The organism is Paenibacillus sp. JT31N11 (assembly GCF_056269285.1).
In genome coordinates this window covers 1-24,003 of record NZ_JBWDNQ010000029.1, presented here as the reverse complement: position 1 = coordinate 24,003, position 24,003 = coordinate 1, and the positions used below count along the sequence as shown (strand labels likewise).

The 24,003-nt window shown below is 49.8% G+C and carries 20 protein-coding genes; 2 read left to right on the top strand and 18 right to left on the bottom strand.

The annotated features are described in order from the left end of the window. Nucleotides 1-76 precede the first annotated feature (76 nt). The 18 genes from AC0YNV_RS38745 to AC0YNV_RS38660 form a co-directional block, all read right to left on the bottom strand. Entirely contained in the window at nucleotides 77-868 is a 792-nt protein-coding gene (locus tag AC0YNV_RS38745) for a sugar phosphate isomerase/epimerase family protein (protein WP_475772793.1), read from the bottom strand. A 48-nt stretch (nucleotides 869-916) separates the two neighbouring features. Beyond that, nucleotides 917-2,002: a Gfo/Idh/MocA family protein gene (locus AC0YNV_RS38740; protein ID WP_475772792.1), complete on the bottom strand. Its 1,086-nt coding sequence runs from the start codon at nucleotides 2,000-2,002 to the stop codon at nucleotides 917-919. Between the two features lie 8 nt (nucleotides 2,003-2,010). Further along, nucleotides 2,011-2,844 (bottom strand): phytanoyl-CoA dioxygenase family protein, encoded by an 834-nt coding sequence (locus AC0YNV_RS38735; protein WP_475772791.1) that lies wholly within the window; start codon nucleotides 2,842-2,844, stop codon nucleotides 2,011-2,013. 33 nt (nucleotides 2,845-2,877) lie between these two features. Next, the gene (locus AC0YNV_RS38730; protein ID WP_475772790.1) at nucleotides 2,878-3,699 is read right to left on the bottom strand and encodes a phytanoyl-CoA dioxygenase family protein; all 822 of its coding nucleotides are present in this window, start codon (nucleotides 3,697-3,699) and stop codon (nucleotides 2,878-2,880) included. A gap of 20 nt (nucleotides 3,700-3,719) precedes the next feature. Beyond that, on the bottom strand, nucleotides 3,720-4,607 hold the full coding sequence (locus AC0YNV_RS38725; protein WP_475772789.1) for a carbohydrate ABC transporter permease: 888 nt from the start codon (nucleotides 4,605-4,607) through the stop codon (nucleotides 3,720-3,722). Between the two features lie 21 nt (nucleotides 4,608-4,628). Beyond that, complete coding sequence (locus AC0YNV_RS38720; protein WP_475772788.1) at nucleotides 4,629-5,519, bottom strand: ABC transporter permease; 891 nt, start codon at nucleotides 5,517-5,519, stop codon at nucleotides 4,629-4,631. Nucleotides 5,520-5,603: 84 nt separating this feature from the next. Further along, nucleotides 5,604-7,226, bottom strand: a complete 1,623-nt coding sequence (locus AC0YNV_RS38715; protein ID WP_475772787.1) for an extracellular solute-binding protein — start codon at nucleotides 7,224-7,226, stop codon at nucleotides 5,604-5,606. Between the two features lie 150 nt (nucleotides 7,227-7,376). After that, nucleotides 7,377-8,810 carry a response regulator transcription factor gene (locus AC0YNV_RS38710; RefSeq protein ID WP_475772786.1) on the bottom strand — a complete coding sequence of 478 codons (1,434 nt, stop codon included), beginning with the start codon at nucleotides 8,808-8,810 and terminating at the stop codon, nucleotides 7,377-7,379. 1 nt (nucleotide 8,811) lies between these two features. Then, nucleotides 8,812-10,539 (bottom strand): sensor histidine kinase, encoded by a 1,728-nt coding sequence (locus AC0YNV_RS38705; RefSeq protein WP_475772785.1) that lies wholly within the window; start codon nucleotides 10,537-10,539, stop codon nucleotides 8,812-8,814. A gap of 521 nt (nucleotides 10,540-11,060) precedes the next feature. Beyond that, nucleotides 11,061-12,176 carry a glycosyltransferase WbsX family protein gene (locus AC0YNV_RS38700; protein WP_475772784.1) on the bottom strand — a complete coding sequence of 372 codons (1,116 nt, stop codon included), beginning with the start codon at nucleotides 12,174-12,176 and terminating at the stop codon, nucleotides 11,061-11,063. Nucleotides 12,177-12,228: 52 nt separating this feature from the next. Continuing rightward, complete coding sequence (locus AC0YNV_RS38695; protein ID WP_475772783.1) at nucleotides 12,229-13,119, bottom strand: carbohydrate ABC transporter permease; 891 nt, start codon at nucleotides 13,117-13,119, stop codon at nucleotides 12,229-12,231. Nucleotides 13,120-13,135: 16 nt separating this feature from the next. After that, nucleotides 13,136-14,086 carry an ABC transporter permease gene (locus AC0YNV_RS38690; protein WP_210044142.1) on the bottom strand — a complete coding sequence of 317 codons (951 nt, stop codon included), beginning with the start codon at nucleotides 14,084-14,086 and terminating at the stop codon, nucleotides 13,136-13,138. A gap of 74 nt (nucleotides 14,087-14,160) precedes the next feature. Continuing rightward, nucleotides 14,161-15,885 carry an extracellular solute-binding protein gene (locus AC0YNV_RS38685; RefSeq protein WP_475772782.1) on the bottom strand — a complete coding sequence of 575 codons (1,725 nt, stop codon included), beginning with the start codon at nucleotides 15,883-15,885 and terminating at the stop codon, nucleotides 14,161-14,163. A 104-nt stretch (nucleotides 15,886-15,989) separates the two neighbouring features. Further along, nucleotides 15,990-17,288, bottom strand: a complete 1,299-nt coding sequence (locus AC0YNV_RS38680; RefSeq protein WP_475772781.1) for a response regulator transcription factor — start codon at nucleotides 17,286-17,288, stop codon at nucleotides 15,990-15,992. A gap of 18 nt (nucleotides 17,289-17,306) precedes the next feature. Next, complete coding sequence (locus AC0YNV_RS38675; protein WP_475772780.1) at nucleotides 17,307-19,028, bottom strand: sensor histidine kinase; 1,722 nt, start codon at nucleotides 19,026-19,028, stop codon at nucleotides 17,307-17,309. A gap of 390 nt (nucleotides 19,029-19,418) precedes the next feature. Continuing rightward, nucleotides 19,419-20,570 carry a serine hydrolase domain-containing protein gene (locus AC0YNV_RS38670; protein WP_475772779.1) on the bottom strand — a complete coding sequence of 384 codons (1,152 nt, stop codon included), beginning with the start codon at nucleotides 20,568-20,570 and terminating at the stop codon, nucleotides 19,419-19,421. Nucleotides 20,571-20,879: 309 nt separating this feature from the next. Next, complete coding sequence (locus tag AC0YNV_RS38665) at nucleotides 20,880-21,398, bottom strand: DsbA family protein (protein WP_475772809.1); 519 nt, start codon at nucleotides 21,396-21,398, stop codon at nucleotides 20,880-20,882. 42 nt (nucleotides 21,399-21,440) lie between these two features. Continuing rightward, complete coding sequence (locus AC0YNV_RS38660; protein WP_475772778.1) at nucleotides 21,441-22,592, bottom strand: Gfo/Idh/MocA family protein; 1,152 nt, start codon at nucleotides 22,590-22,592, stop codon at nucleotides 21,441-21,443. Nucleotides 22,593-22,798: 206 nt separating this feature from the next. Here AC0YNV_RS38660 and AC0YNV_RS38655 point away from each other — a divergent pair, with 206 nt between their 5' ends. Both AC0YNV_RS38655 and AC0YNV_RS38650 read left to right on the top strand, forming a co-directional pair. Beyond that, nucleotides 22,799-23,035: a TetR/AcrR family transcriptional regulator gene (locus AC0YNV_RS38655; protein ID WP_475772777.1), complete on the top strand. Its 237-nt coding sequence runs from the start codon at nucleotides 22,799-22,801 to the stop codon at nucleotides 23,033-23,035. Next, nucleotides 22,972-23,403, top strand: a complete 432-nt coding sequence (locus tag AC0YNV_RS38650; protein WP_475772811.1) for a hypothetical protein — start codon at nucleotides 22,972-22,974, stop codon at nucleotides 23,401-23,403. Before AC0YNV_RS38655 ends, AC0YNV_RS38650 begins: the two co-directional genes overlap by 64 nt. Nucleotides 23,404-24,003: the final 600 nt, after the last annotated feature.

Genomic DNA, 24,003 nt, shown 5'->3' with positions numbered 1-24,003 from the left:
GTGTGCATTTCCGGTCCCCTTCCGATATTGATTATAAAATGGGACATTTGCCGTTTGAGCAAATGCCCCCTCTTGCCTAGCGGATGAACGGCTTCAAAAATTCAACCGATCTTCTGACATCTTCGGCCATTGTCCGCACAGCCCGGTTCTCTTCGTTATGCAGCAGCTCGAAGGCCAGCCAGCCGTTATATCCGATATCCGACAGTGCCTGAAGCAGCTTCTCCATATCGATGTCCCCTTCAAGGAGATCTTCCGTTGGAGTCTGCCCCCGTTGATTTCTTAAATGGAAGGCATCGATTCTTTCCGGGTAGGTCCGAATCCATTCAATCGGGTCGTATCCCGCAGCATGCGCCCATCCCGTGTCCACGCATAGTCCCACATCTGCACTGGCGTACTCAATAACGCTGCGCAGGTCGCCTTCCGCATTATGCTTCTCATCCGCATGATTATGCAGGCTGACCTTCAGCCCCCATTCATCTGCGGCAGCGGATATGTGCGACAAATGCTCGCCTTGCCGTTTAAATTCGTCCTCTGTTTTGGGGAGCGCCGCGCCCCACCCGCCTTTGGGATCCGCATTTACAATCAGATCCGTCCCTCCGGCCTCTGCCAGCCTTCGGGCCAAGGGCATGACGCTCTCCTCGAAAGGAATCGCCGGTTCATGAAGATTAAGCCCGATATAGGCACCCGAGACGGATAAACCGTACATCCGGGCCAGACTTACGAGCTCCGGCTCCGGATCGATTTCAACGGCGTTCATTCCTGCTGCCGCACACTCCCGGAATATTTCATCCCAGGAGGCCTCTCTTCGGTCGAACCGGTATCGTTCATGCCAACCGTACATCGCGGTCGAAAATCCTTTTATGATCATCCCTCAACTCTCCTTTTACCTCCCGATGACAGCCGCATTGATAAACTCCTATAACACGGAATGGGGCACCGTCTGCGGCGTTCCCGATTCCGCGCAATCATAGATGGCCTGCAGGCATTGAAAATTGAAAACCGCTTGCTCATTAATGGTTGCTTGCGAGTCCAGTCCTTTGACTTTCAGATAAAAGTAATAGATCGGATGGTCCATAACGGTGAAGGGGCCGTTATGGGCCATTTGGTTCTCCGTCGTTTCCACTTGCCCTTCTTTATCCCGTTTGTAATCAATCTGATCAGTTTCAAAATACGGCGACCACTTCACCGCACCCAGTGTGCCTTCCAGCTCAACATGATGATACGGCTCGCCGTGCGTGCAGGATGCCCGTTCATATTGAACCCATACGGATTTGCCGCCGGCAAGACAATACTTCAGCATCGCGCCGACATGACCCTCGACATCGTATTTCGTATCCGCCGGATCGGCTGCCGTTACAGGCTTGCTTGTCCAGGCTGCAGCAACTTCAATCGACTCAGGCTGCAGCAGATCGTTGAGCACTGTGAAATCATAAGGACCCCAGTCCATCAGAATCCCGCCCGCGCTCTTGGCGCGGTCCAGAAACCATCTGCTCTCCTTCTGGTATTCCACGCCCGCCCGGGCGCGCTGGTTCCGGTATACGAATGTCACCTTATAAACCTCGCCCAATGTTTGCGAGTGGAGCATCGATTTGATTTCCTCGGTCTTGGAAAGGCCCAGGAAGCGGTCGCTGCAGCATCCCAGCATGCGGTTATGCCGTTTTGCGGTCTCAAGCAGCACCTTGGCTTCCTGACCGTTCATCACCAGCGGTTTCTCGCATAATACATGACGGCCGGATTCCAGCGCCATCCGCGATAATTCAAAGTGCGTGAACGGAGGCGTGCCGACTATGACGATATCGTCCTCTCTCGCCGGCTCAGCAAGCATCGTACGCGCATCAGAATAGCTTTTTGCCTCGGGAAACATTTCTGTGAACCCGGCAAGCGCCTGCGCGTTCGGATCAGCAACCTTGAGCTCCACAGGCCCGCCGGCGGGAAGCTTGCGTATGGCCTCCGCGTGATACCGGCCGATTACACCTGCGCCAATTAGATAAATTCTCATCATATCCTCCATTACTCCCAGGGCATCTTGGCCGGGAAACCGATTTTCTCCATGCGGAACGCTTCCTTTGCTTTCTGCGGCAGCTGATCATATGTTTCTTGCGGGATCGGAATATAAGAGCCTCCGCCATACCAGCTTCTGTTAAAAATCATGGCCAGATTCGTACGGCGGTCGTTGGAGATGTTCGGGGTTCCGCGATGCCACATCCGGATATCGCGAATCACAATCGAACCGGCGGACATGAGCACCTTCTCGGAGAGCATATGTTCAGCCGCACGCACGATATGCAGATGCGGATTCACGCTTCCGTCCAGCGTGTCGTGGTTTGCCCGGTCCGGATTCAGATGTGTACCGCCAGGCCAAACCTCAAGCGGCCCGTTCTCTTCCGTAACATCGACCAGCGGAATATTAACAACCAGGCTGAAGGTTGGCAGCGGAATCGACAAATCCGGGAAGAGAGGCATGATGTCGCAATGTACATGCTGGTAGTCGGAGCCCGGCATCGGCGTGTCCGAAGCCAAATACGTACAGCGGTTGTCAGCGCCGAGAATGCTGTCGAGCACGGCTGTGGCAATCGGATTGCAAATAATCTCCTCGTCGATGAAAGGCTGCATGAATGGGAGAAACATCTGCGCGCGATTCGTCCCCGTATTGAAGCCTTTACGTTCGATAAATTCATCGAAAAGCGGATCGAACGATTTGCGGATATGGGCGATTTTCTCATCGCTCAGCACTTTATCGAATAGAATATACCCATTGGTTTTTACCTGCTCAACCGCAATTTCCAATGTCTCCGGATTTAATTGTCTGGTCGAACGTTCTTGTTCCGTCAGTTGAATTTTCATTTGAATTCCTCCATTTATTCGATTTAATATCATTCACAATTTCGGGAAGTAGGCATTATCGAAAGGCTGCCCTTCTTTGGGCCGCGGTCCAAGCAGGCGGATGTTATCGACATTCTGCCCTTTGTTCCGGTAAACCGTATTCCCCGGCATCAGATGCGCAACGACTGACAGGCGCGGATGATCGGACAGATTAGGGCCCGAAGCATGCAGCGTATACGCATGATGAAAGCTCACTTCTCCCGCCTTCAGGATCATCGGCACCTCGCTCCACACCCGCCCCTCCTTGGCGAACCGCTCCTTCAGGGAATCCAGATCCTGATCGAAGAACGAATCGCTGGCCGGGATCAGTCCCCACTTGTGCGAACCCGGAACGACAAGCATGCAGCCGTTCTGTACCTCCGTATCCTGCAGCGCCACCCAAGCCGTCACCAGATTAGCGGTATCCGTGCATTGCCAATAGGCATAATCCTGATGCCAGCCCACATTCCCGGATTTCTCCGCGGCCTGCTGCCCGGTTCCCGGTTTATGAATGACCTGGTCGTACCACAGCCTCGCTTCGCCAGTGCCCATTAACTGCGCCGCGATCTGCCCAAGCAGCGGGCTGGTAACCGCTTCTCTCACTTCATCGTTAATCCACCAGGCATTGTCCATCTTCCGAAGCTGAAGCGGATTGCCGTTTGGATGCCAGTCTGACAGCGGAAAGCCGTCCCCGTCATAATCACCGTCCCAAATACGGTCATGGGCTCTCTGCAATCGTTCCAGCTGTTCGTCATTGAAGATCCGGCCGCTTATCCAATATCCGTTCTCCCGATAGAACGCGAGTTCGTCCCCTGTCAGTTGAATTTGTCCGTTCATACCTGTCCTCCCTGGGCGTTCTATTCCTTGACTGAGCCGAGCATGATGCCGTGAATAAAATATCTTTGCAGGAATGGATAAATAAGAAGAATCGGAAGCATGCCGATCACGATTTTCGCCGCATTCAACGTTTGATTGGACAGCCTTTTGAACATTTCAATCTTTTCTGCCGAGGATACATTTTGCAGATTCGTTTGAACGACAAACTGTTGAATATACGTTTGAAGCGGATATTTATCCATACTCCGCATAAATACGAGACCGTCAAAAAAGGAATTCCAATGGCTGACAATGCTGAACAATGTGACTGTGGCCAACGCCGGCGTGGACAGCGGAATGAATACCTTCATCAGCATGTACCATGGACCTGCTCCATCGATATAGCCCGCTTCCGATAATTCCTTGGGAATGCTCCGGAAGAAATTCATCAGCAGAATAACGTTGAATACCGGTACTGCAGTCGGGAGCACCAAAGCCCAAATGGTGTCGAACATTCCCAAGTATTTCATCAAAATATAGAGAGGAATGATCCCGCCGCTGAACAGCATTGTCACAATGATGAACCACATGTACAGATCACGGGAACGAAATTCCGCAACCTGACGGGATAGCGGGTATGCCATTGATACCGTTATCACAAAATTGATGATGCCGCCTACCAGCACCCGCTTCACGGATATGAAAAAAGAGCCGAGAAAATTTTTGTCGTTCAATATCGTGTCATACGCAAAGGTGTTGAAACCGACGGGCCACAAGGTTACTTTACCCGCCGCCGCTGCCGCTTTATCACTAAAGGATACTGCGACCGTATACAAAATCGGAGCCAATGAGAGAACAGCTATAACGGTCATCAGGAGGTATAAGGTGCCTCGTGACAGACGCGCCGTCCCTGTTTTGTTCCGAACCATGAGCTTGCCACCCCTTTCTGGTTAAAAGATGCGATAATTGGCAAATCTGCTGGCCAACCGGTACGAGATGAAAATCAAGATCAATGCGATTACCGATTTCATTAATCCAACCGCAGTCGCCAAACCAAATTGGGCTTGTACAATACCAACGCGATACACGTACGTATCGATGATATCGCCAGAGTCATACACGAGCGGATTGTACAAATTGAAGATCTGATCGAATCCGGCATTCAAGATGTTTCCGATGCTTAACGTTCCGAGAAGCACGATGGTCGGTGCTATACCCGGCAGCGTAACATGTCTTAATTTTTGCAGCCATGACGCGCCATCGATTTCAGCCGCTTCGTATAAGGTCAGGCTGATTCCGGTCAGAGCAGCCAGGTAGATAATCGCATTAAAACCGAATTCCTTCCAAACATCGCTTGATATGATAATCCACGGAAACAGGGTATTGCTTCCAAGGAACATAATAGGCTCCATGCCAAAAGCTTGAAGCGCATTATTAACCACCCCGTCGAGCGAGAGAAGGTCGATTATAATGCCGGATAAAATAACCCAGGACAAGAAGTGCGGCAAATAGACGATCGTCTGCACCCAACGTTTGAAGGCTACTTTCCTTACTTCATTCAATAAAATGGCGAAAATCAACGGCAGGACACTATTGGCGACAATCTTCCAAAAAGCGATATTAATAGTGTTGAAAAAGATCGTTTTGCTGTCTCGCATATCAAATAAATAGTTGAAGTTTTCCAATCCGACCCAGGGCGATTTCGTAAAGCCCAGCCCCATTTTGAAATCCTTAAAGGCGAGCACAATGCCGACCATCGGAATGACACTAAAAATAATGAGCAGAACCATTCCCGGCAATAACATCATGTGGTAGTGCTTCTGAAAAGTATTATGCTTCATTCTATTAACGCCTCATTTCCTGAAGAAACAGCAGAGGGACATAAAGCGCCGGTCAATCCTTGGCGCTTTATGCAATCCATTGGATTATTTCTGTATTTCTTCCGCAATCTCTTTAATAATCGTATCGCCGCCTTCGGCTTTCCAGTCCTCCACGAACTTATCGAACGCATCCAAATCCAGGCTGCCCAGCACGATTTTATAGAACGTTTCGTTTTCCAGCTTCTGCAGGTTGGCCCACCGCCGCTCCATCGTTTTGGTTGAAGCGCTGAATACGGGATCGATCGCATTCATTTCCAGCTCCAGTACGCCCGCTCCTACCAAATAAGCCTGGGGCGCTGCCCAATCGTCGGCATTCGCTTTGGGATTTGCCTTATCCTTGAGCGCCTGCTCGTATACCAATTGCATTTCCCCGTCCAATTCTTCCGGCTTCACCTTGCCTGCCAATGCATCGAGAAGCAGCTCGTGTTTTTTCGTTGCGGCATCAGGGTAATCCGTAATCATCGTAAGCGGCCACAGGGAATGTCCGACGATCAGATTCTTGGCCTTCTCATCCGGAGTATGCGACACCTGATCATACATGTTGGCATAGACGACAGCCGCTTCCGGATGCTTGAAGCCTTTCTTGACGACAAGGTAAGACTGGGCTGCAGGCAGTGACGAGATATTGTAATTGCCGTCCTTATCCCCAATCATGTAAGCCCGCCAATCCGCTTTCGGGTCATTCTTTACTGAGGCGGTCAGCGCCCAGGGCGTCCACCAGGGGCCGAAGAACGCGCCTCCTTTGCCGCTGGCTACAAGCTCATCCGGACTTTTCCTCAGCGCGAATTCCTTATCGATAAGACCTTCCTTGTACATATCGCGGATAACGCTCAGCGCTTCCTTGGCTCCAGGCATCGTCGAGCCATATACGATATTGCCTGCTTCATCCTTTACCCAGGTCAAGGGATACGAATTGAATGCATTGAAGATTCCTTTGAAATCATGCAGGCCGCCGCCCTGGGCGGAGAGCGTCACATTGTTGCCGGTTAAGCCGATCGTGTCGGCGGTGCCGTTTCCGTCAGGATCCTTCTCCACGAACGCTTTGAGCACGGCCCTCAATTCCTCAATGTTCTTGGGCGGCTGAAGGCCCAGCTTGTCCAGCCAATCCTGACGGACCCAGAGCATGGAAGGGGCATCGGCTTGAATGCCTACGCTCGGCAGCGCCAGCAATTTCCCGCCGTAGGTCGCGGCATCGATTACCTTGTTGTCGGTAGCCTGGTAAAACTTCCGGATTTCCGGCGTCACGTATTTCTCGTACACATCCGTCAAATCTTCAAGCTGATCCGATGCCGCCATGGCGCGGAATGTCTTCTCATCCACCACCATCATGTCGGGCATGTCGTTGCTTGCGACGGCCAGCTGCATTTTTTGATCATAATCGGTCGAAGAAGCGTACCACATGACCTTGGTTTTAATGTTCGTTTTGTCGAACACATATCGGGTATACTCATTGTCCTCGATCGTCTCGCCTTCCTTCATGGTCAGGTCCGGAAGGACGGACTTGATGATCTGGATCTCTACCGGCTCAGGCAAACGAAACGGATCCACAGGCGTATTGTCGGATGCTTGCTGCCCTCCCGTGTTTGTATCTGAGGCGTTATTGCTGCTGCATCCCGCAAAAACAAGAGAGGCGGCCAACACAAGGCCGAGCATTTTCACAACTTTCATATTCTCCCACCCTTTTTTGGATTGAATATTTTGCTAGCGTTTTCATTATAAAAGAAAAAAACTCCCGTCGGGAGCTCAAGCGTCCATAATCTCGTATACGATCGTACTTATATATACGTCCTCTATCCCTATCTAAAAGATGATTCATGGCTATTTTTTGGATGATAGTGCACCCCGCTGCTTCTGGCGGTATTCGCTTGGCGTCAGACCCGTCTGCTCGCGGAATAACCGGCTGAAATATTTTTCATTCGGGTAACCGGTTCTCTCCGCGATCATCACGATCGGGATTCCCGTCTGTCCGAGCAGCTCCTCCGCTTTGGCAATCCGCCGGTCGCGGACATATTCATTGAAGGGCTTCCCGATAATATCCTTGAAGCATTGGCTGAAATAGCTGCGGCTCATGTGAACCGTGCTGGCCATTTCGACAAGACCGGTTTGCAGCGTAATATCCTGTGCAATCAAGTCGGCCGCCTTGAGAATGCTGTCCACGATCGACCCGGAGTACATCGATTTATTCGTTAAATCGATCATGCTCCGCCGCGTCTCGCGGAGCCATTCCTCCCACTCGTACCAATACAATAAGCTGCCGATCCGGTGGCTTCCGGATATCGTATCGGCGGAGAGCGTCCGTTCCCATTCCCGGACAGCGGAGTAGAAGATACTCTCCAGCCTCTCCTTCGGCAGCCGCATCAGCTTCAGATCAGTCAACCACTCGTTGAATACCGGATCATTGTTTACCCAGCTGAGCGATGACCACCGTTTATGCATTTCACGCACATCGTCTTCGAACACGATCGGCCAGTTCTCCTGCTCCGATACAATAGATATATTGTACAACCGCTTACCCGCCTCCAATTCGTACAACAATCCCCGGTTGCGGAACTCCCTCAGCCATTTGACGGCCTCTCCTCTGTCGAAGCCCTCAATATCAGGCAGTCGTATCAGGACAATATCGGGCTCGACCTGCAGCCGTTCCGGCAAATCCTCACCCTGCAGCGACAAGGCAGCGCTATCGCCTTGGACCCACAGCCATAAATCCTGTTCCACTTCCGTCATATAGTCTCCCGGCCTAACCGGCAGCCGTCTAGTCCAATCGCTGTCCTGCCGGGGAGTCAGGGATAATAAAACAAGACCGGTCCCGCTCTGAAATTGAAGCTTCTCGTTCTCCTCCGGCAGGAACCGGCTCGCTGGCGGACGTTTCCCGGTTTCTTCGGCAATCCTCCCCATAATGCGCGCAAGCACATCCTCCATTTTCTCTTTTTCCAGCTGCGTCTTCACGATATAGTCGATTGCGCCGAGCCGTAGCGATTCTTGAATATATTCGAAATCCTGATGGAAGGTCAGGACGATCAACCAAATATCCGGGAAGCGGATGCGGACGGTGCGCATTAATTCGATGCCCGACATGACCGGCATGGCCAAATCGGTAACGAGCATATGGACATCATTATTCTGCAGAAATTGAAGGGCTGCCTCGCCATTAGCCGCTTCTCCGATAACCTGCAGCCCGAATTGCCCCCAGGGCATCAGAACCATCAGCCCTTTGCGGACCAATTTATCATCATCCACGATCAATACGTTCATCTCAAACACCAGCCTTTTGTAAAGGAATGCGAAGCAGAACGGTGGTACCTCCGCTCTCGTTGCTTTTCATTTGTATTACGGCTTCCGATCCATATCGCGATGAAAGCACGCGCTTGACGTAATTGATACCGATGCCAAACCCCATCTTCTTATTCTCGCCGCGCTCATTATGAAGCAGCTTATGAATGGTCTCCCCGGATAATCCGATTCCGTTATCGGTTACCGAGAGGACGACATGGGACGATCCTTCCAGGCTGACCCGCACCTGTATCACCCCATCGTCTCCCAATCCGTGATATAAGGCGTTCTCCACAAGAGGCTGCAGAATAAACTTGGGAATGTCCAGATTTTCGATGGTTGCGTCAGCATCAATTTCCACGCCAAAGCGAAAATCATAGCGTATCTGCTGCAAATTCAAATACTCCTTCAGGGCGCCGATCTCCTGCCGGATCGTCGTTTCTTGACCCTGCTTGTCCAGATTGTAATGGAGCAGCTTATTGAGTGACGTAACGAGACCGTCGATCTCGTCCTGGCCGTTCAGGCGCGCAAGCCAGCAAACCGTATCGAGCGTGTTATAGAGAAAATGCGGATTGATCTGGTACATCAGCTTTTCGACCTCAAGGTCGGCTTTTCGTTTCTCCTTTTGCTCTACTTCGGCAAGCAGCTCCCAGATCCGCCTGCGCATGTTCCAAAATTGATGCAGCAAATGATCGAACTCGGGAATTTGCGAAGTCTTAATCTCAGAATGAAAGTTTTTGTTTGTCAGCTGCATGATCTCTTTATTGAATTTTGTAAGAGGCACGTACACCATCCGCCAGAGCAGCCAGCCAAGCAGCAGACTGACGGCAATCGACAATAGGGAGAAGCCGGCAAACTGCTTGATCCATTCCGATATTTCCTTGCTGTACTCCGACTGCGGGATGACGGAAACAACGCTCCAGCCCTGATTGCTGACATTCCGAAATAAATAATATCCCTTATGCTTCAAGGATTTGCCCGGTACATTCTCGTCCGGATACATCGTGCCGACAGGAAAATCAGCCGGATTCTCGCTGTAGCTGACCAAACCCTGATCATTGACGATCAGATGGTCGACCTGCATGCCATCCTGGCTGCTCTCCAATATTTTCTCGGCAAATTTGAATCCGGTTTCAATATAAACGTACACATCGTCCCGATCCGGGATATTGGCCTGCCGGAAGACGGAGATGACGTTATTGTCGTCAAACCGGTTGCTGGCTTTGTGCGGACCATAATAAGTGATGCTGTCATACTGCTGCAGAATGGGCAAGCTGTCCAAATCAAAATCTTTTTTGATCGGGAAGTTCTCAAATAAAAAGCGATGGTCGTTCTTAAAATAATAGAAGGTCAGCCCGATCGACGGATTGGCAAAGTTGATAATATTGAGCTCATTGACGAGCTCCTTCTCTAAACGCGATTTTTCATATACATCCGCTGTATCCAGATAGTTTTGTAAATCTTGTCCAATACTTCCGTTAAATGCTAGCTGCTGTGTAACATGATTCAGGTTGGATAACGTGTTCTCCAGCGAAAGTTCAACCTGCTGCAAGTTATTTTGCACGCCTGACTCGATTTTGTTGTCCAGCATGGAATACATTTTATAGTATGAAAGAGTTCCAATTAAGGCCAACGGGATAAGCGAGCTGGTCAGAATAATGATGAGAAGCCGCTTCTTCAGGGATAGCCTGGTCAATAAGCTGCGGTTCAATGAATGCGCCTCCAAAACTCTATGAATTGATTAAATAGATTCCTGTAAGGTGGAAAAAAGACGTCTCTTCTTAACCGCGAGGCTGATTGTGCAGCCCACGAGAGACGTCCTTCAAGAAAGTTATGGTCAGTATATCAAAACATCAGCACATTCGACAATCATTTCCCAGTGCCCGGCAGGAGCTCTATGCAGCCCCGGACCATGCCGGTCGTAAACTTCGTTGCCGTAAAAGCTTACCTGCAGACCTTCGTAAGTCCAAGGCCTATCCCATCTCGATATCCAAAACCATTCCCCAGGAATGCTGCCCAATCGCGCGCGCCAAAAAGGCAGCCGGTTGAACCCGGCTGCCTCTGTCACGTGATAAAAAAGTCTGGAACCAGCTGCTTTGTTGAATTAATTGAGTTCGACGCGTCGCTTGAAAACACGAAAAAAGTAGGTGTGAAACCACCGAGAATTACCTTATAAAGGAAGTTTGACACTCTCTCTGCCACATCACTTCTATTTAATAGAAGTTGGCCCTGTTACTTCTTGAAGGTTTGCTTCACTGCCTCAAGATAGCCGTACCCATATAGGTCATCCGGTTGAAGATAACTGGTTTCCGTCCATTCGTTCCAGCTGTTAATGGAGATCAATGGACGTTGACCTGGATGACTGTCGGCATATTGCTTGGCCAGCTGAAGCGCCTTTTGCACATTGTCCGGTGTGTTCTGCTTCACAATGCCGGGACGGAATTCCTGAAATCGCGGATTGTTGTCCCATCCGATTGAAATATGCGGGAAATAAGGAATGTCATAGGTTTGGTCAATACGCTGCCATTCCTGAACGACATCCTTCATAATGTCATCATAGTCTCTGTCGATATTTGCAAAATGCACAAACTGATAGTGGGACAAGCTGTCAAATCCCAGCAGAGTGACAACTTCGCTTGTCGTTGCCTCTTTGCCGCCATCGACGCCGCTAAGATTGAAACTCATCTCGCTCCATAGGGTCAATTGAAGATGAAGTCCCGGAAGCCCTTCCTCTACCGCCCGGTTTCGGAACCATTCGAACGCGTCTTTGGTTGCGCTTGCTCCTCCCAAGCCCTTCATTAAATTTGCCAGATCGTAAATCATAAATACAGGCTTGCCGTCGATGGTGTAGTAGGAAGGGTGCTTGAAATAATCGGCGATCAACCGGCTGGCAATTCGTTCGAACTCGGGCCGGTCCACCGACGCCTCCCAAATGACCGTATCCTGCATATGAGAAAGCCGGATATCCCATGTATGATTGACGTCGTGATTCGCCCACATCAAGTAAAATTTAACCCTGTCATTGTTTCGCGCTTTCAAGTAGCCGTTATTTAAACACTGCTCCAGGAAAGGCCGCTTGTCATACCAATACCAATCATAGATAAACACATTGACTCCGTGGTCTGCCGCAGCATTAATTTGCATTTCCATCACATAAGGATCCGCTTCATTGACATATCCCCATAAAGGTTTCCTCGGCCAATCGTGTTCCGGAAATTTTCTCACGGCATTTTTGACGGACTGCCACTCTCCGATTCCTTCGGGCCAGAACATCCTGGTTCTGGGTTCGTCCCCCGTATAAGCCGGCCAGACATAAGCGGCTACATCATAGTTATTCATGTTCTTCATGAGAAGCCCTCCTGATATAAACGTATGAAAAGCAATAGTTGCCAAACTGGCGTCAACCCTTCACGCTGCCGAGTACAATACCTTTCATAAAATACTTCTGAAGAAACGGATACACGGCCAGAATCGGGGCGGCCGCGATAAAAATCTGCGCCGATTTCAATGTGCGGTCGGACACCTGGGACAACGTCTTGAGTTCCTCCTGCGAGGCGGTCGTAAACAGGGACATATCGCGGTTGACGATGATCGTCTGCAGATAGGATTGCAGTGGATAATGATCCGGCGAGCTCATCAGTATCAGCCCGTCAAACCAGGAGTTCCAGTGCCCTACACAGGTAAAGAGCACTAATGTCGCAAGAGCCGGCTTCGAAAGCGGCAAATAAATTCGACTTAGAATGGTCCAATGACCCGCGCCGTCGATGAAGGCCGATTCGCCGATTTCCTTCGGGAGCTGGCGGAAAAAGTTAAGCAAAATGATGACGTTGAATACAGGGACCGCACCCGGCAGAATCAGCGCCCACACCGAGTCCAGCAGGCCAAGCTGCTTAACCGTCATATACCAGGGAATGAGTCCGCCGCTGAAAATGATCGTGATAAACAGGTACCACGAATAAACATTCCGACCATACAGGTCACCGCGTTCCTTTGACAAGGGGTAGGCCGCGAAAATAGTTAACAGCATATTGACAGAAACGCCGAGCGCCACACGCTCCAGCGTTACAAGGAAGGAGGTGAGAAACTGCGGATTATTAAGCGCATATTTATAAGAGCTTAGGTTAATGTCGACAGGCCATAGCGTCACCTCCCCGGCAGCAGCTGCGGTACTGCTGCTGAAGGACACGGCCAACACGTGGATAATCGGAAAAATACATAGCAGCGCACTGACAGCAAGGAGTAGATAATTTACGCCTTCGAATACTTTGCCGCCGAACGTTTGGTGATGCATGCTGCACGCTCCTTTGTCAGAAAATGCGATAGCCTGCGAATTTGGAGGCAAGCTTGTAGCCCGCGACGATGAAAACAAACGAAACGACTGATTTGAACAGCCCGACCGCGGTAGCAACGCCATATTGGCTGTTCAGCAATCCGATCCGGTAAACAAACGTGTCCAGAATGTCGCCGGTCTTGTATACGACAGGGCTGTACAGGTTGAACACTTGCTCGAAGCCTGCGTTCAGCACATTGCCGAGACTGAGCGTCGCCATCAGCACAACGATGGGCATGATACCCGGAATGGTGACATGCAGTACTTGGCGGAAACGGCTGGCGCCGTCCATGACGGCAGCCTCGTAGAGCGAGGTGTTAATGGAAGTGATCGCCGCCAGATAAATAATCGTCCCGTAGCCGAACTCCTTCCAAACATCGGTAACGACCAGGATATAAGGGAATATTTTCTCGTTTGCCAGGAAAAAAACAGGTTCGATCCCCATTCCTTTCAGCATGAAGCTGATGATGCCGTCAGTCGGGGACAAAATGTCAACCAGGATGCCCGACAGAATGACCCAGGACAAAAAGTGCGGAATATAAATCAGCGTCTGAATGGATCGCTTCACGAAGCTGCGGCGGACCATATCAAGCAATATCGCAAATATGACGGGTACGAGCAGCCCGAAAATGATCTTTAGCAGCGCGATAAAGATCGTATTCCAGAGCACCTGCATCGTCTCCGGCATCGCATAAACATAGTTAAAATTCTCGAGGCCGACGAACTTCGAATTGAAGAACCCTTTCGTCGGATTGTAGTTTTGAAATGCGATCAGTATGCCAACCATCGGATAGTAGCTGAAGACCGCGACCAGCAGAATGCATGGGAGCAGCATGAGATGCATTGGAATCTGCTGCCTGAATTTCGCTGCGGCACGCGCACGTTTGGTATAACCGCCGATTTGAGCCGCGGTTTGTCTAATCGCCATTCCCTTTACACTCCCCGTTCTATTTGTAGCCGGTTGAAGGATTGAATTCATCCACCCAACCGGCTTCGTTGACCTTACTTGGCTGCGTTGACTTCTTTGGTAATGTCGTCCCCGCCGAGCTTCTTCCATTTCATCACGTAAGCGTCGAATTCATCGACGGGCGCCGTTCCCATAATGATTTTTGTGAATGTCTCGTCGCGCATCTGCTTAAGCGTCGCTCCCTTTTGAGTAGTCGAGTCCGTATCGGTTTTGATGTAGCCGTTTTGCAAAAACAGACTATTCTTGTCGTAGTAGTCGATCACGTTGAATGCGCTGTTGTCTGGGCCCGCCCAAGCGTAGGCGCTCCAGAGCTTATTATCGCCAGCCTTGTACTTCTCGATCTGTTCCACGTTATCCTTGACCCAGTAATTCTCCAAGACCGATTGATCCTTTTCCTTGAAATACTTGTTCACGCTCTGATGGATGAACAGGTTCTGCTGCGGGTAGAACGTCGACATAGTGGCCAATTGAAAGCTTTGATCCGGCGCTTTTTCGAGCTCGCCGTTCTTACCGTGATAAGCGGGATCGAATTCCGGGCTGATCGCCGGGTCTTTGGCATAGAAATAATTGTAAAGCTTGATCGCTGCTTCCGGATTTTTCATATTCTTATTGACGACGTAGAACGTGCCTGCAGAGCCGTTAATCATCGGCTTAGCGGGCTCACTGTCTGCAGAGACAACCGGGAACGCCTGCCAATCCGCTTTCGGGTCCTTGTTCTTCGCATCCTGCAGCGGGTAGAACGGGTTGAAATGCTGGCCGAATTGCATTCCGACTTTGCCAGCCGTTACCGACTCTGCGACCTTTGCGGTGTCTTTGACGGAAAATTCCTTGTCGATATATCCGTTCTTGTACAGTTCCGCCACCTTGGCGAGTGCGCTCTTGATTTGCGGCTGTATCCCCCCAAAGACAAGATTGCCCGTTCCGTCATCTATCCACCCGTTAATGTAACCGTGATAGCCCTCGAAGAAACCGTCAAGCCCGGCAAAACCGCCCATCAAGTCCTTCACGAGCCCAAGTCCGTAGGTATCATTGACTCCGTTCTGGTCCGGATCGTTTTTAGTGAACGCCTCCGCGATTTTCATTACATCGTCCATTGTCTTTGGAGGCTCCAGACCGAGATTTTTCAGCCAATCCGTCCGGATCCAAATCATCGATGCTGCATCAATAGCCCCATTCAGTTGCGGGAGACCCATCAGTTTGCCTTCCACAGTAGCCTGATTTAAACCGATTTGCTTGTCGGCTTCCATCATTTCCTTTGTAAAATCGGAGGCGTACTGATCAAACAGTTTCGTAATATCCATGGCCACACCCGTATCAACCAGCATCTTGAATTGACGTGAGTTGGCAGGGATGATGTCCGGCAAATCATTTGCAGAAATCGCCACGTTCATTTTTTGTTCCATCTGTGCCCCGGGTACCGTCCAGAGGTAGTTAACCTTGATTCCCAATTCCTTCTCATAGCCTCGGGTCCATATGTTGTCGCTTGCAACATCCGGCTTGATGGCGACGGCTTTCTGGACCTGATCGCTTAAGCCCATAACCGATGTAACGGTAATCGGAGGGCTGTATATTCCCTTCGCGTCTTCCGCATTAGAGACGGCTGCTTCCCCCGTGTTGTCGTTCGATGTATTGCTTGCTTGCGGTGAATCATCGCTTTCTTTGTTCGTTGTCGCGTTATCTCCGCAGGCCGTAAGAACCAGAATTGCAGCCGTAAGGACAGCAATCAGGAAAATTTTTGTGTATGAAGATTTCTTTTCCATGCTCGTTCCCCTTTAATCATTATTTACAGTGGCCACCGTGTTTTCATTATAGAAAAGATTAAAGCGTTTTCATATCATCATTTCTTTACGCTCCATTCATTTGTTTACCTGCAAAATGCATCTCTGTAATCCTGTGGGGCGAGACCCGTCAACTTCTTGAAGGAACGGGCAAAGTTCGAAGCGGAACCATAACCGAGCGATGCTGCTATGTCGTGGATGCGGTTCTCGGAATCGGCCAGCAGCTGCTTGGCCCGGTCTAAGCGGACAGTCTGGATGAATTCGGAAAGGTTAAGACCGGTTTGTTGTTTAAAGAAGCGGGACAGATAGGTCGGATTGAAATGAACTAGATCCGCAAGCCTCACAAGAGAAATATCCTCGTGAAGATGCGCGTCAATATAGACTTTGACTTTGGTAACGATATCCTGGGAGCGGGTCTCCTGCTTATCGGTACGAAGCATCTCCGTACCTGCGCCCAACCGGTAGTCAAGAAGGAGCGCGAGCGATTGATACGCTTCCGCAATCCGCTCCCATTCAATAGTCTCCGTGCAGACCGCAAACGAAACCGTCCGCTCCGTCGTTTCCTTTGCTGCCCTCTGGATGGTTTCGAGCGTTCCGCGGATGAACAGTCCGATTTGCTCATCCCGATTGCCGGAGAATTCAGACCCGTTGCTTGTATTTTTCGCCTGCAGGAGCCATGCCATCAGATTCGAACCGGAAGCGGTCATGACGCTCTCCACAAGTGGCGAAAAATACTGCTCGGCAATCAGACGGATCGTTTCGACTGATGCCTTCCTGGCCATATATCCTGACGGTACCGGCGAGAATGGCGTGTCGAATCGGCATACAGCCATCCAGACCGGCTTGAAGGGATTGAGAGGCAAGCCGATCCGCATCAGCTCTTCGGCAATGGCGGAACCGGGCTCCATCTCTCCGCACAGCGCGGCTGCCAGCATGTCCTGCAGCATCATCTCGTTCAACACCTGAAGCCTTTCTTCCGCCTCGGCAATCAGCGCTTCGTCACGAAGCGACCGTTCAATCTCCGCGATGGTCTGCCGAGCGGCCTCTCTTACCTTGCCATACCCTTCCGTTTTCAGAATATATCGGACTGCACCGTTCTCCATGGCGCGATGCGCGTAGTCAAACTCCTTATAACCGGTTAAAAAGATCACACGGCAGGATGGCCAATTGCTTCTAACATGATGAAGCAATCCGATTCCATCCAGGCCAGGCATACGAATATCCGAAATGATAATATCGACTTTCATCCGGCCCAATAGCTCGAGCGCTCCCTTCCCGGAATAGACGCGATGCACATCCATTTCCCATTCACCGCAATCTTTGAAATCTTCATACAAGCCGTCGGCGATAATTGGTTCATCATCGACTATCAAAAGCGTATACATCGGAATCCCCCTTCTTGTTCAGATTGTTGCCAGCCGGATCGTTACCACGACACCGAACTCGCCGCTTGCAATGCTGAGACCGCACCCGTTCCCGAGAAGCAGCCTGATCCGCCGGTGTATATTGCTCAAGCCTGTGACTTCCGCGTGTTCGTTCGATTCTATATCGGACTCGAATTTGCGGAGCTGTTCGTCTGTCATTGGCGCTCCGTTGTTCGCTGCCTCAATGAGCAACCCGTCTTTCTCCGGAAGGAACCGGACTCTCAGCAGACCGTTCTCTTCCAGATTCTCCAATCCATGCTCGAAAGCGTTCTCAATAATGGGCTGCAGAATTAACCGCGGCACAATTACGTTTGCATAGACCGGCGGCAGCTCGGCGAACTCCACCTGAATTCTGTTGGAGAATCGCATCGACTGTATGTCGCAATAGGTTCGCGCGTGGTTGACTTCCTGCTCGAGAGTTACCTCATCCGAAGCATTTCGGGTTACAAATTGGAAATATTCCCCCAGCTGAAGCTGAAATTTCATTAATTGCTCATATTCGCCCCGCCTGGTCATCGTGTAAAGGATAAAAAAACTGTTATAGAGAAAATGCGGGTTTATCTGGGCTTGCAGCTGCTTCAGCTCCGCCCGCTGCACCATGATGGTCTGCTTATAGTTCTGGTCGATCAGCGATCGCAACCGCCCGAGCATAGAATTGAATCTGTCGTAGAGAAAACCAAACTCATCTTCATAGCGATGACCGATCGAGAAATCCATGTCTCCGTTTTCAAGCCGTTTAAACCCTCTGATCAGTGTATGCAGCGGCATCCTGATAAAGCGGAGAATCGTCAGCGAAAAAAGAATAATGATCAATAGTACCGCTACAGAAAGCAGCCAGAACGAGAATTCGTATTTTCCCAGCCCGGCAAACAGAGAGCTTTCCGGAATATAGCTGACCAGTGTAAGACCCATATAGGATGAAGTGCGGTAAATATAAAGGTAACGCTCATCTGTAATCGTAATTGAACCGCTGCCGCTGTCGGAAATGCCTACCAGCACGCGGATACGTTCCTGAGTTGGCGCTACTCTGTTGTCTGAAATCAGCAATTGCTTGCGGGCATCCATAAGGAATGAGCCGCTATTCTCGTTCAGGTTGAATTGCTGCAGAGACTCCTTGAGCCGAGGGAGGGATAGCTTGATCTGCACAGCATATAAAGGCTGAGGGCTTTTCTTGATGTAGTTCGGCGGAAAAAAAGCGTTAAGAAGCAGCTGCTTATCGCTATAAATCAACTGCGAAGGAGTCGAGTTGTCGAAGAACGTCATCCATTTCAAATCCGTTTCCTGCAAATCTTCTATACTGCCTTCTGCAGGAATTGTCCGCCCTATGGATGGAATGTAGGCGATTACATTTTCAATGTAATTACTGCCGTTTTTAATCGCACTCAGCCTCTGCTGCAGCTTGTTTAAATAATAGCCGCGTTCGTAATTGTCCATGAACGGAACACTATTGGCCAGCCGGTTAATATCGTCATTGTAAAGCGTATCAGACTGTACCAGCTTGAGTCCCTGAATCTCCTTTTCGAGTTTATCCAGATAGTAGGACATCTGAGCTGCCTTTGTATTGAGAATTTCCCTTTTGATCGCGGTCACGCCCCATTTGTACATACTGATGCCGATCCCGTACAGCGGTACCATAACGATCAGAAAGGTAAGGACAAGCCGTATAAATATCGATCTTCGCCAAAAGCCGACTATTTTCAAAGGCCATCTCCTTCCTTATACTAAAATATTCCCTCCCTTATTAAGCCATAAGTTACCGAAAAACACAGCCCCCTGTCAGAGCTCCTCTGCCTGGAAAGATAGAAAAGCTCCAAAACTATATAAAATGGAAGTAGACGAGAGATTGTTTTAAATGTAAATAAATTCCATATATTCTACTGCGCTAAAAAAGAGCGCGTATATCTGGATACGCCCTCTTTCAGGTTTTTTCCTGTTTTGTTGATCCCTTGATAGATTTGCCTAATGGCTTCAACAGGCAGCCCAGGCTCCCGGTCAAGGCACCAACCTGTTTTATGTAATATTGTGTTTGACGGGATCTTTTGCTCATCTTGCTGCACTGGTTAACCGCTTTCATAACCAATATTATAGTGGTTAATCTCCCCAGACGCTGGCATAGGCGTAATTTCGTATCGTCCCGTGCCAGCGATACCATGGCGAGCCTCCCTCTTGCTGTGCATAGAACAATGCCACTTCTGCCTCCGGATCAATGACAACATAGCATCCGCGGGCGCCATCCCAGCCGAATTCGCCATTTTGGCTCAAAGAGTTGTTTTCCTCCCTATCCACCAGCGTCCGTACGCCAAGACCATAACTGTAGCCGTTCTTGCTCACTCCGCCGAATTTGGCGAAATCCTGCTGCGCCTCTTGGCATAAGCGCTTTGTCCTCATCTCATTGACTGACTCTTTTCTTAGGATGCGCTCGCCGTTTGACGCCAAGCCATAATTGCATAACGCCTCGGCAAACAAGATGTAATCGGCTACGGTAGAGTAGAGTCCGCCGCCGCCGCTCTCATAAGCCCTGCCTGGTTGGAGGACAAATGTCTCCCCTATGCTCTTTGCAGTATGCGTTTTTCCGTTGAAATTATTGTAAAGCTTACAAAAGCGCTTCTCATCCTTCAGAGCAAAAGAAGTCTCACTCATGCCGATCCTGTCAAAAATATTCTCCTTGAGATAGGTCCCGAAGGTCTTCCCCGACAGCACCTCGATAAGCGCACCCAATACATCATGGCAGGCACCGTATTTGAAATGTGTGCCCGGCTCGAAGATCAGCGGTTCTTTGGCAAGCGCCTTGATAACATCCAGCGTTTTGCCCTCGCCGTTTGATTCCTCGATAACTTTTCGGGTCTCCCCGGTATCCCGTTTATCAAGACCTGCCGTCATGCTAAACAGATGCTCAATAGTGATGTTGTTCTGCGCGGGACGCACTTCTTCCGTCCCATCCTTCAGTATGTGCCGGACGGTCATGTTCCTGTACTCGGGAATATACGCATATAGCGGATCGCTGAGCTTAAACGTTCCAGCCTCGTACAATTGCAGGAGCGCCGTACAGGTTATGACTTTGGTCGCTGAATAGAGCCTGAAAATCGTATCGGGTCCGAATTTGATTTGATTCTCTACATCGGAAAATCCTGCATAGTGCTCAAAGACAGGCTTGTGCTTGTAATACATTGCAAAACCTACGCCGGGAATGTTTTTCTCCATGTAAAAACGATTCAGATAATCCTCCAGTTTCGAAAAGTTCATTTTCACTCCTCCTTCCACCAACTCCAAATGGGTTATTTGCAGCTTGCTCCCGGATTTAAGTCTATTAATCCGCTTCTAAATAAATATACCACTAATTAGAAGTGATAAAGAACCTCCAGAACCCAAAACGGCTTGCGAGAACAGCGGAATGCAGGTGATTGCGCCGAATATGCCCATCCCCATCAAGAAGCCCGATCCCCTGGATGGCGCGTTAAACTGTGTCATGTCCTGCGGCCCGAGCCAGCGAGGAACAGTCCCATGCCCTTGTAAAGACGTACTGTACAGCAGTTGAAATTCAACTTCAGCAATTCAACGCTCAAGATAAACCCAATCAAATGTTATGAGACGTCCAGTCCGACTTTTAGGGCAATCGCCACAAGCGTATTCACGTCCCCGATATGCAAGGAATCGGGTAAAATAGGCTTTGTACAACCGTTCCAACAATTCGTTCGTTTTTTCGAATTGCGCCGAATAATGCAGTAGACGGTGCGCGTTAAACGTGTTCGTGTGTTTCGCAGTATCATAATGGATTGTAAGGCCTTCAAGTTCTGCTCGCTTTGTGATATCGTCATGTACAGCTTTCATATGTGCTCTCGTCGATCCGAATTTCTTGGCCGATAGCCCATAGATATCGTCATTTACGTTAATTTCCATGTGAGGATCAAGTTCAAAGCTGCGGTACACGATATCCACCGAATCGCGATGCCCGAACTTCTTTAACCTTTCTTCGAACTTCCGCTTTCCGATACAACAGTATGGACACACGATTTCCGTCTTATTTCCTCCTGATTTCTGGATGCATGCCGGATGAGGAGGAACGTGGAACATTCCCATCCCCTATCCTCTCCGGGCGCATCATAACCGTTATTTTTAGTGCGTGTTCGTGTGGTTTACTTGTTGCGCGACTCCGGTACGGGAGGCCGCCATGATCGTGTCGTACAGCTGGTGGCATTTGACGGCATGTGCGAAGTCCGGCGTTTCATTCGTGCCTTCGCGAAGATCTCTAGCCAAGCTTGCATAAAATTTTCCGATATTGCTTGCCCTTGCCGGTCCTTCGGGAATCGCTTTGATATCTTCGGTGAATTGGCTTGGAATGACGATCTCGCTGAGCGTCTTGTCTTCGCCTTTACCGCCTCTCAATTTCAGTTCGGTATTTTGCATATTGCCGTTGAAATCGGCGGTGATGACGAGCTCGCCATTCGTACCAATGATCTCCCAACGCAAATCGAAGTCTCGCGATGTCCCGCTGCGGTATAAGGTCGTCGCCAACACGCCGCTCTCAAGTGTGCCGATAACGGCCATGTGATCCGGAGCCGTCACTTTGATCGTCGTCCCATCGTCTGCGATTTGAGCTTCGGGGTGACGAACTTCCAGCTTCGCGGACACATTATCATAATCGCCGAGTACGTAATTCAGTCCGTCGATGGCGTGAAGTCCTGCGGACGCCAACATGGTCGCGCCTGAGTTCACATCGTACGTATAAGCGAATTTCCGGATCGTGACGGGTCCCCAGATTAAAGCCGTTCCGGATAGCGTAGTCGCAAGCACATCGCCAATATAACCTTGAACGATCAAATCACGAGCGTGTTGGATCGCCGGAGAATAACGCGCCTGCAGTCCGATAAACGTTCGAACGCCCGCCTCCTTAGCACGGTCCGCCAAGTCTTGCGCTTGTTCCGTGGACATGCCGAGTGGCCATTCGCTATATACCATTTTGCCCGCTTCGATCGCAGCACGAGCGATATCGTAATGGTATTGCACGTTAATTGCGATTACGACAAGGTCTACTTCAGGATAATTAATCAGATCCTGGTAATTATCGAATCCTGGAACATCGAACGCTTTGGCGGCTGCATCCGCAGATTCACGGTTGCTCGTGCTCAGCGCGACCAGTTCAAAGTCCGGCAGCGCTTGAACCGCCGGGATGTGCGCCGCGACGGCCCACCCAGGGTTAGACGTACTTGCACCGATAACACCTACACCAATTTTCTTATGGTTAGCTTGCTGTTGTCGATTTGACATTTTACTTCCTCCTCTAATCTAATTGGCGATCGCGGACCTTGACTCTATTCCCTGCAATATTCACCCGCCTATAAAAGATGGATAAGATATGTTCTAATAACAGTTATTCGAACACGTTAGTGGACCGCGGTCCGCTTGCTAAACAATATAACCGGACCGAAGTCCGGTTGTCAACTGGATAATGCTTTGGAAACGGGGGAAATTTAATGTTGGAGAGAAACCTTCGCAAAGACGCGCAAGAACGCAGACAAATCATTTTAGAAAAGGCAGCCGCTTTGTTCGCCGAATATGGGGTCGAGCATGTCAGCATGCGTCAGATCGCACGGGAAGCCGGAGTCGGCCAAGGCACTCTTTCCGAAGCTATACGAACAAAGGGGAATTGTGCTGGGATCTCATCGGCGAAAGCTGCATCCAGAACTACGATCGGATCCAATCGTTTTTAGGCGATCATACCTCAAGCCCGATTAAAGATCGTTTGGAAACCGTGCTTCTGTATCATTTGGAATCGCTTGAGACGCATTCTCCCGTTCTGGCGGCCATTCAGGCGAACAGTGGCGGCGATAAGCAGCAAAACGTCCCTTTCTATTCGGAGCATTACGAGTCCATTCATTCCGTTATCGTCCGATTATTGAACGAATTCGCGACGAATAACGAGAAGCTCGCCCTCGTTGCTGTTTTCATGGCGGATGCCATCATGGCGACGCTGCGTCCGGACGTTTATATTTTCCAAAGGCAGCATCGCGGTTATTCAACAGAAGAGATTAAAAACAAACTCTTTCACGTGTTCATCGAGCCGCTATTCCACAAGTGATGAACGTTGTCGCATTCGAAACGCAAAAAACAGCCGCCTACGCAAAGTAAGCGGCTGTTCAGGTTGGCGGCTCCTAACATTGTTTGATGCTATAGCCTTTATTGATTCAATACATAAACGATAAATAATGGTTGCTGCCTACGCATGAGTTGTTTCCGCCTTGAGAGCGAATTCATTCACGGAAGCGATTTGAACGGGGCTGTTTATTTTACGCTAAAGAACTTATTTTCAATTAAAAAACTTTATTTTCCCTCTCCTATTCGTGTCAACAAGGTTCCTCTTTACGGTATTCCTTATGTTTTGTATGCTCCATTGAGTATCCATTCGTCGCAGCAGCATGTAATTGATCCGAGTCTTGTTCGGTTGCAGATTCAGGATCGAAACCAGCGCCGCTCGCTCCGCTGCTTCAGAACCCGGATGTTTTTTAATCCGGAACCTGTCGCTTTCTATCTGCTCCAGAACCCGGATGTTTTTGTAATCCGGAACCTGTCGCTCTCTATCTGCTCCAGAACCCGGATGTTTTTGTAATCCGGAACCTGTCGCTCTCTATCTGCTCCAGAACCCGGATGTTTTTGTAATCCGGAACCTCTCGCTCTCTAT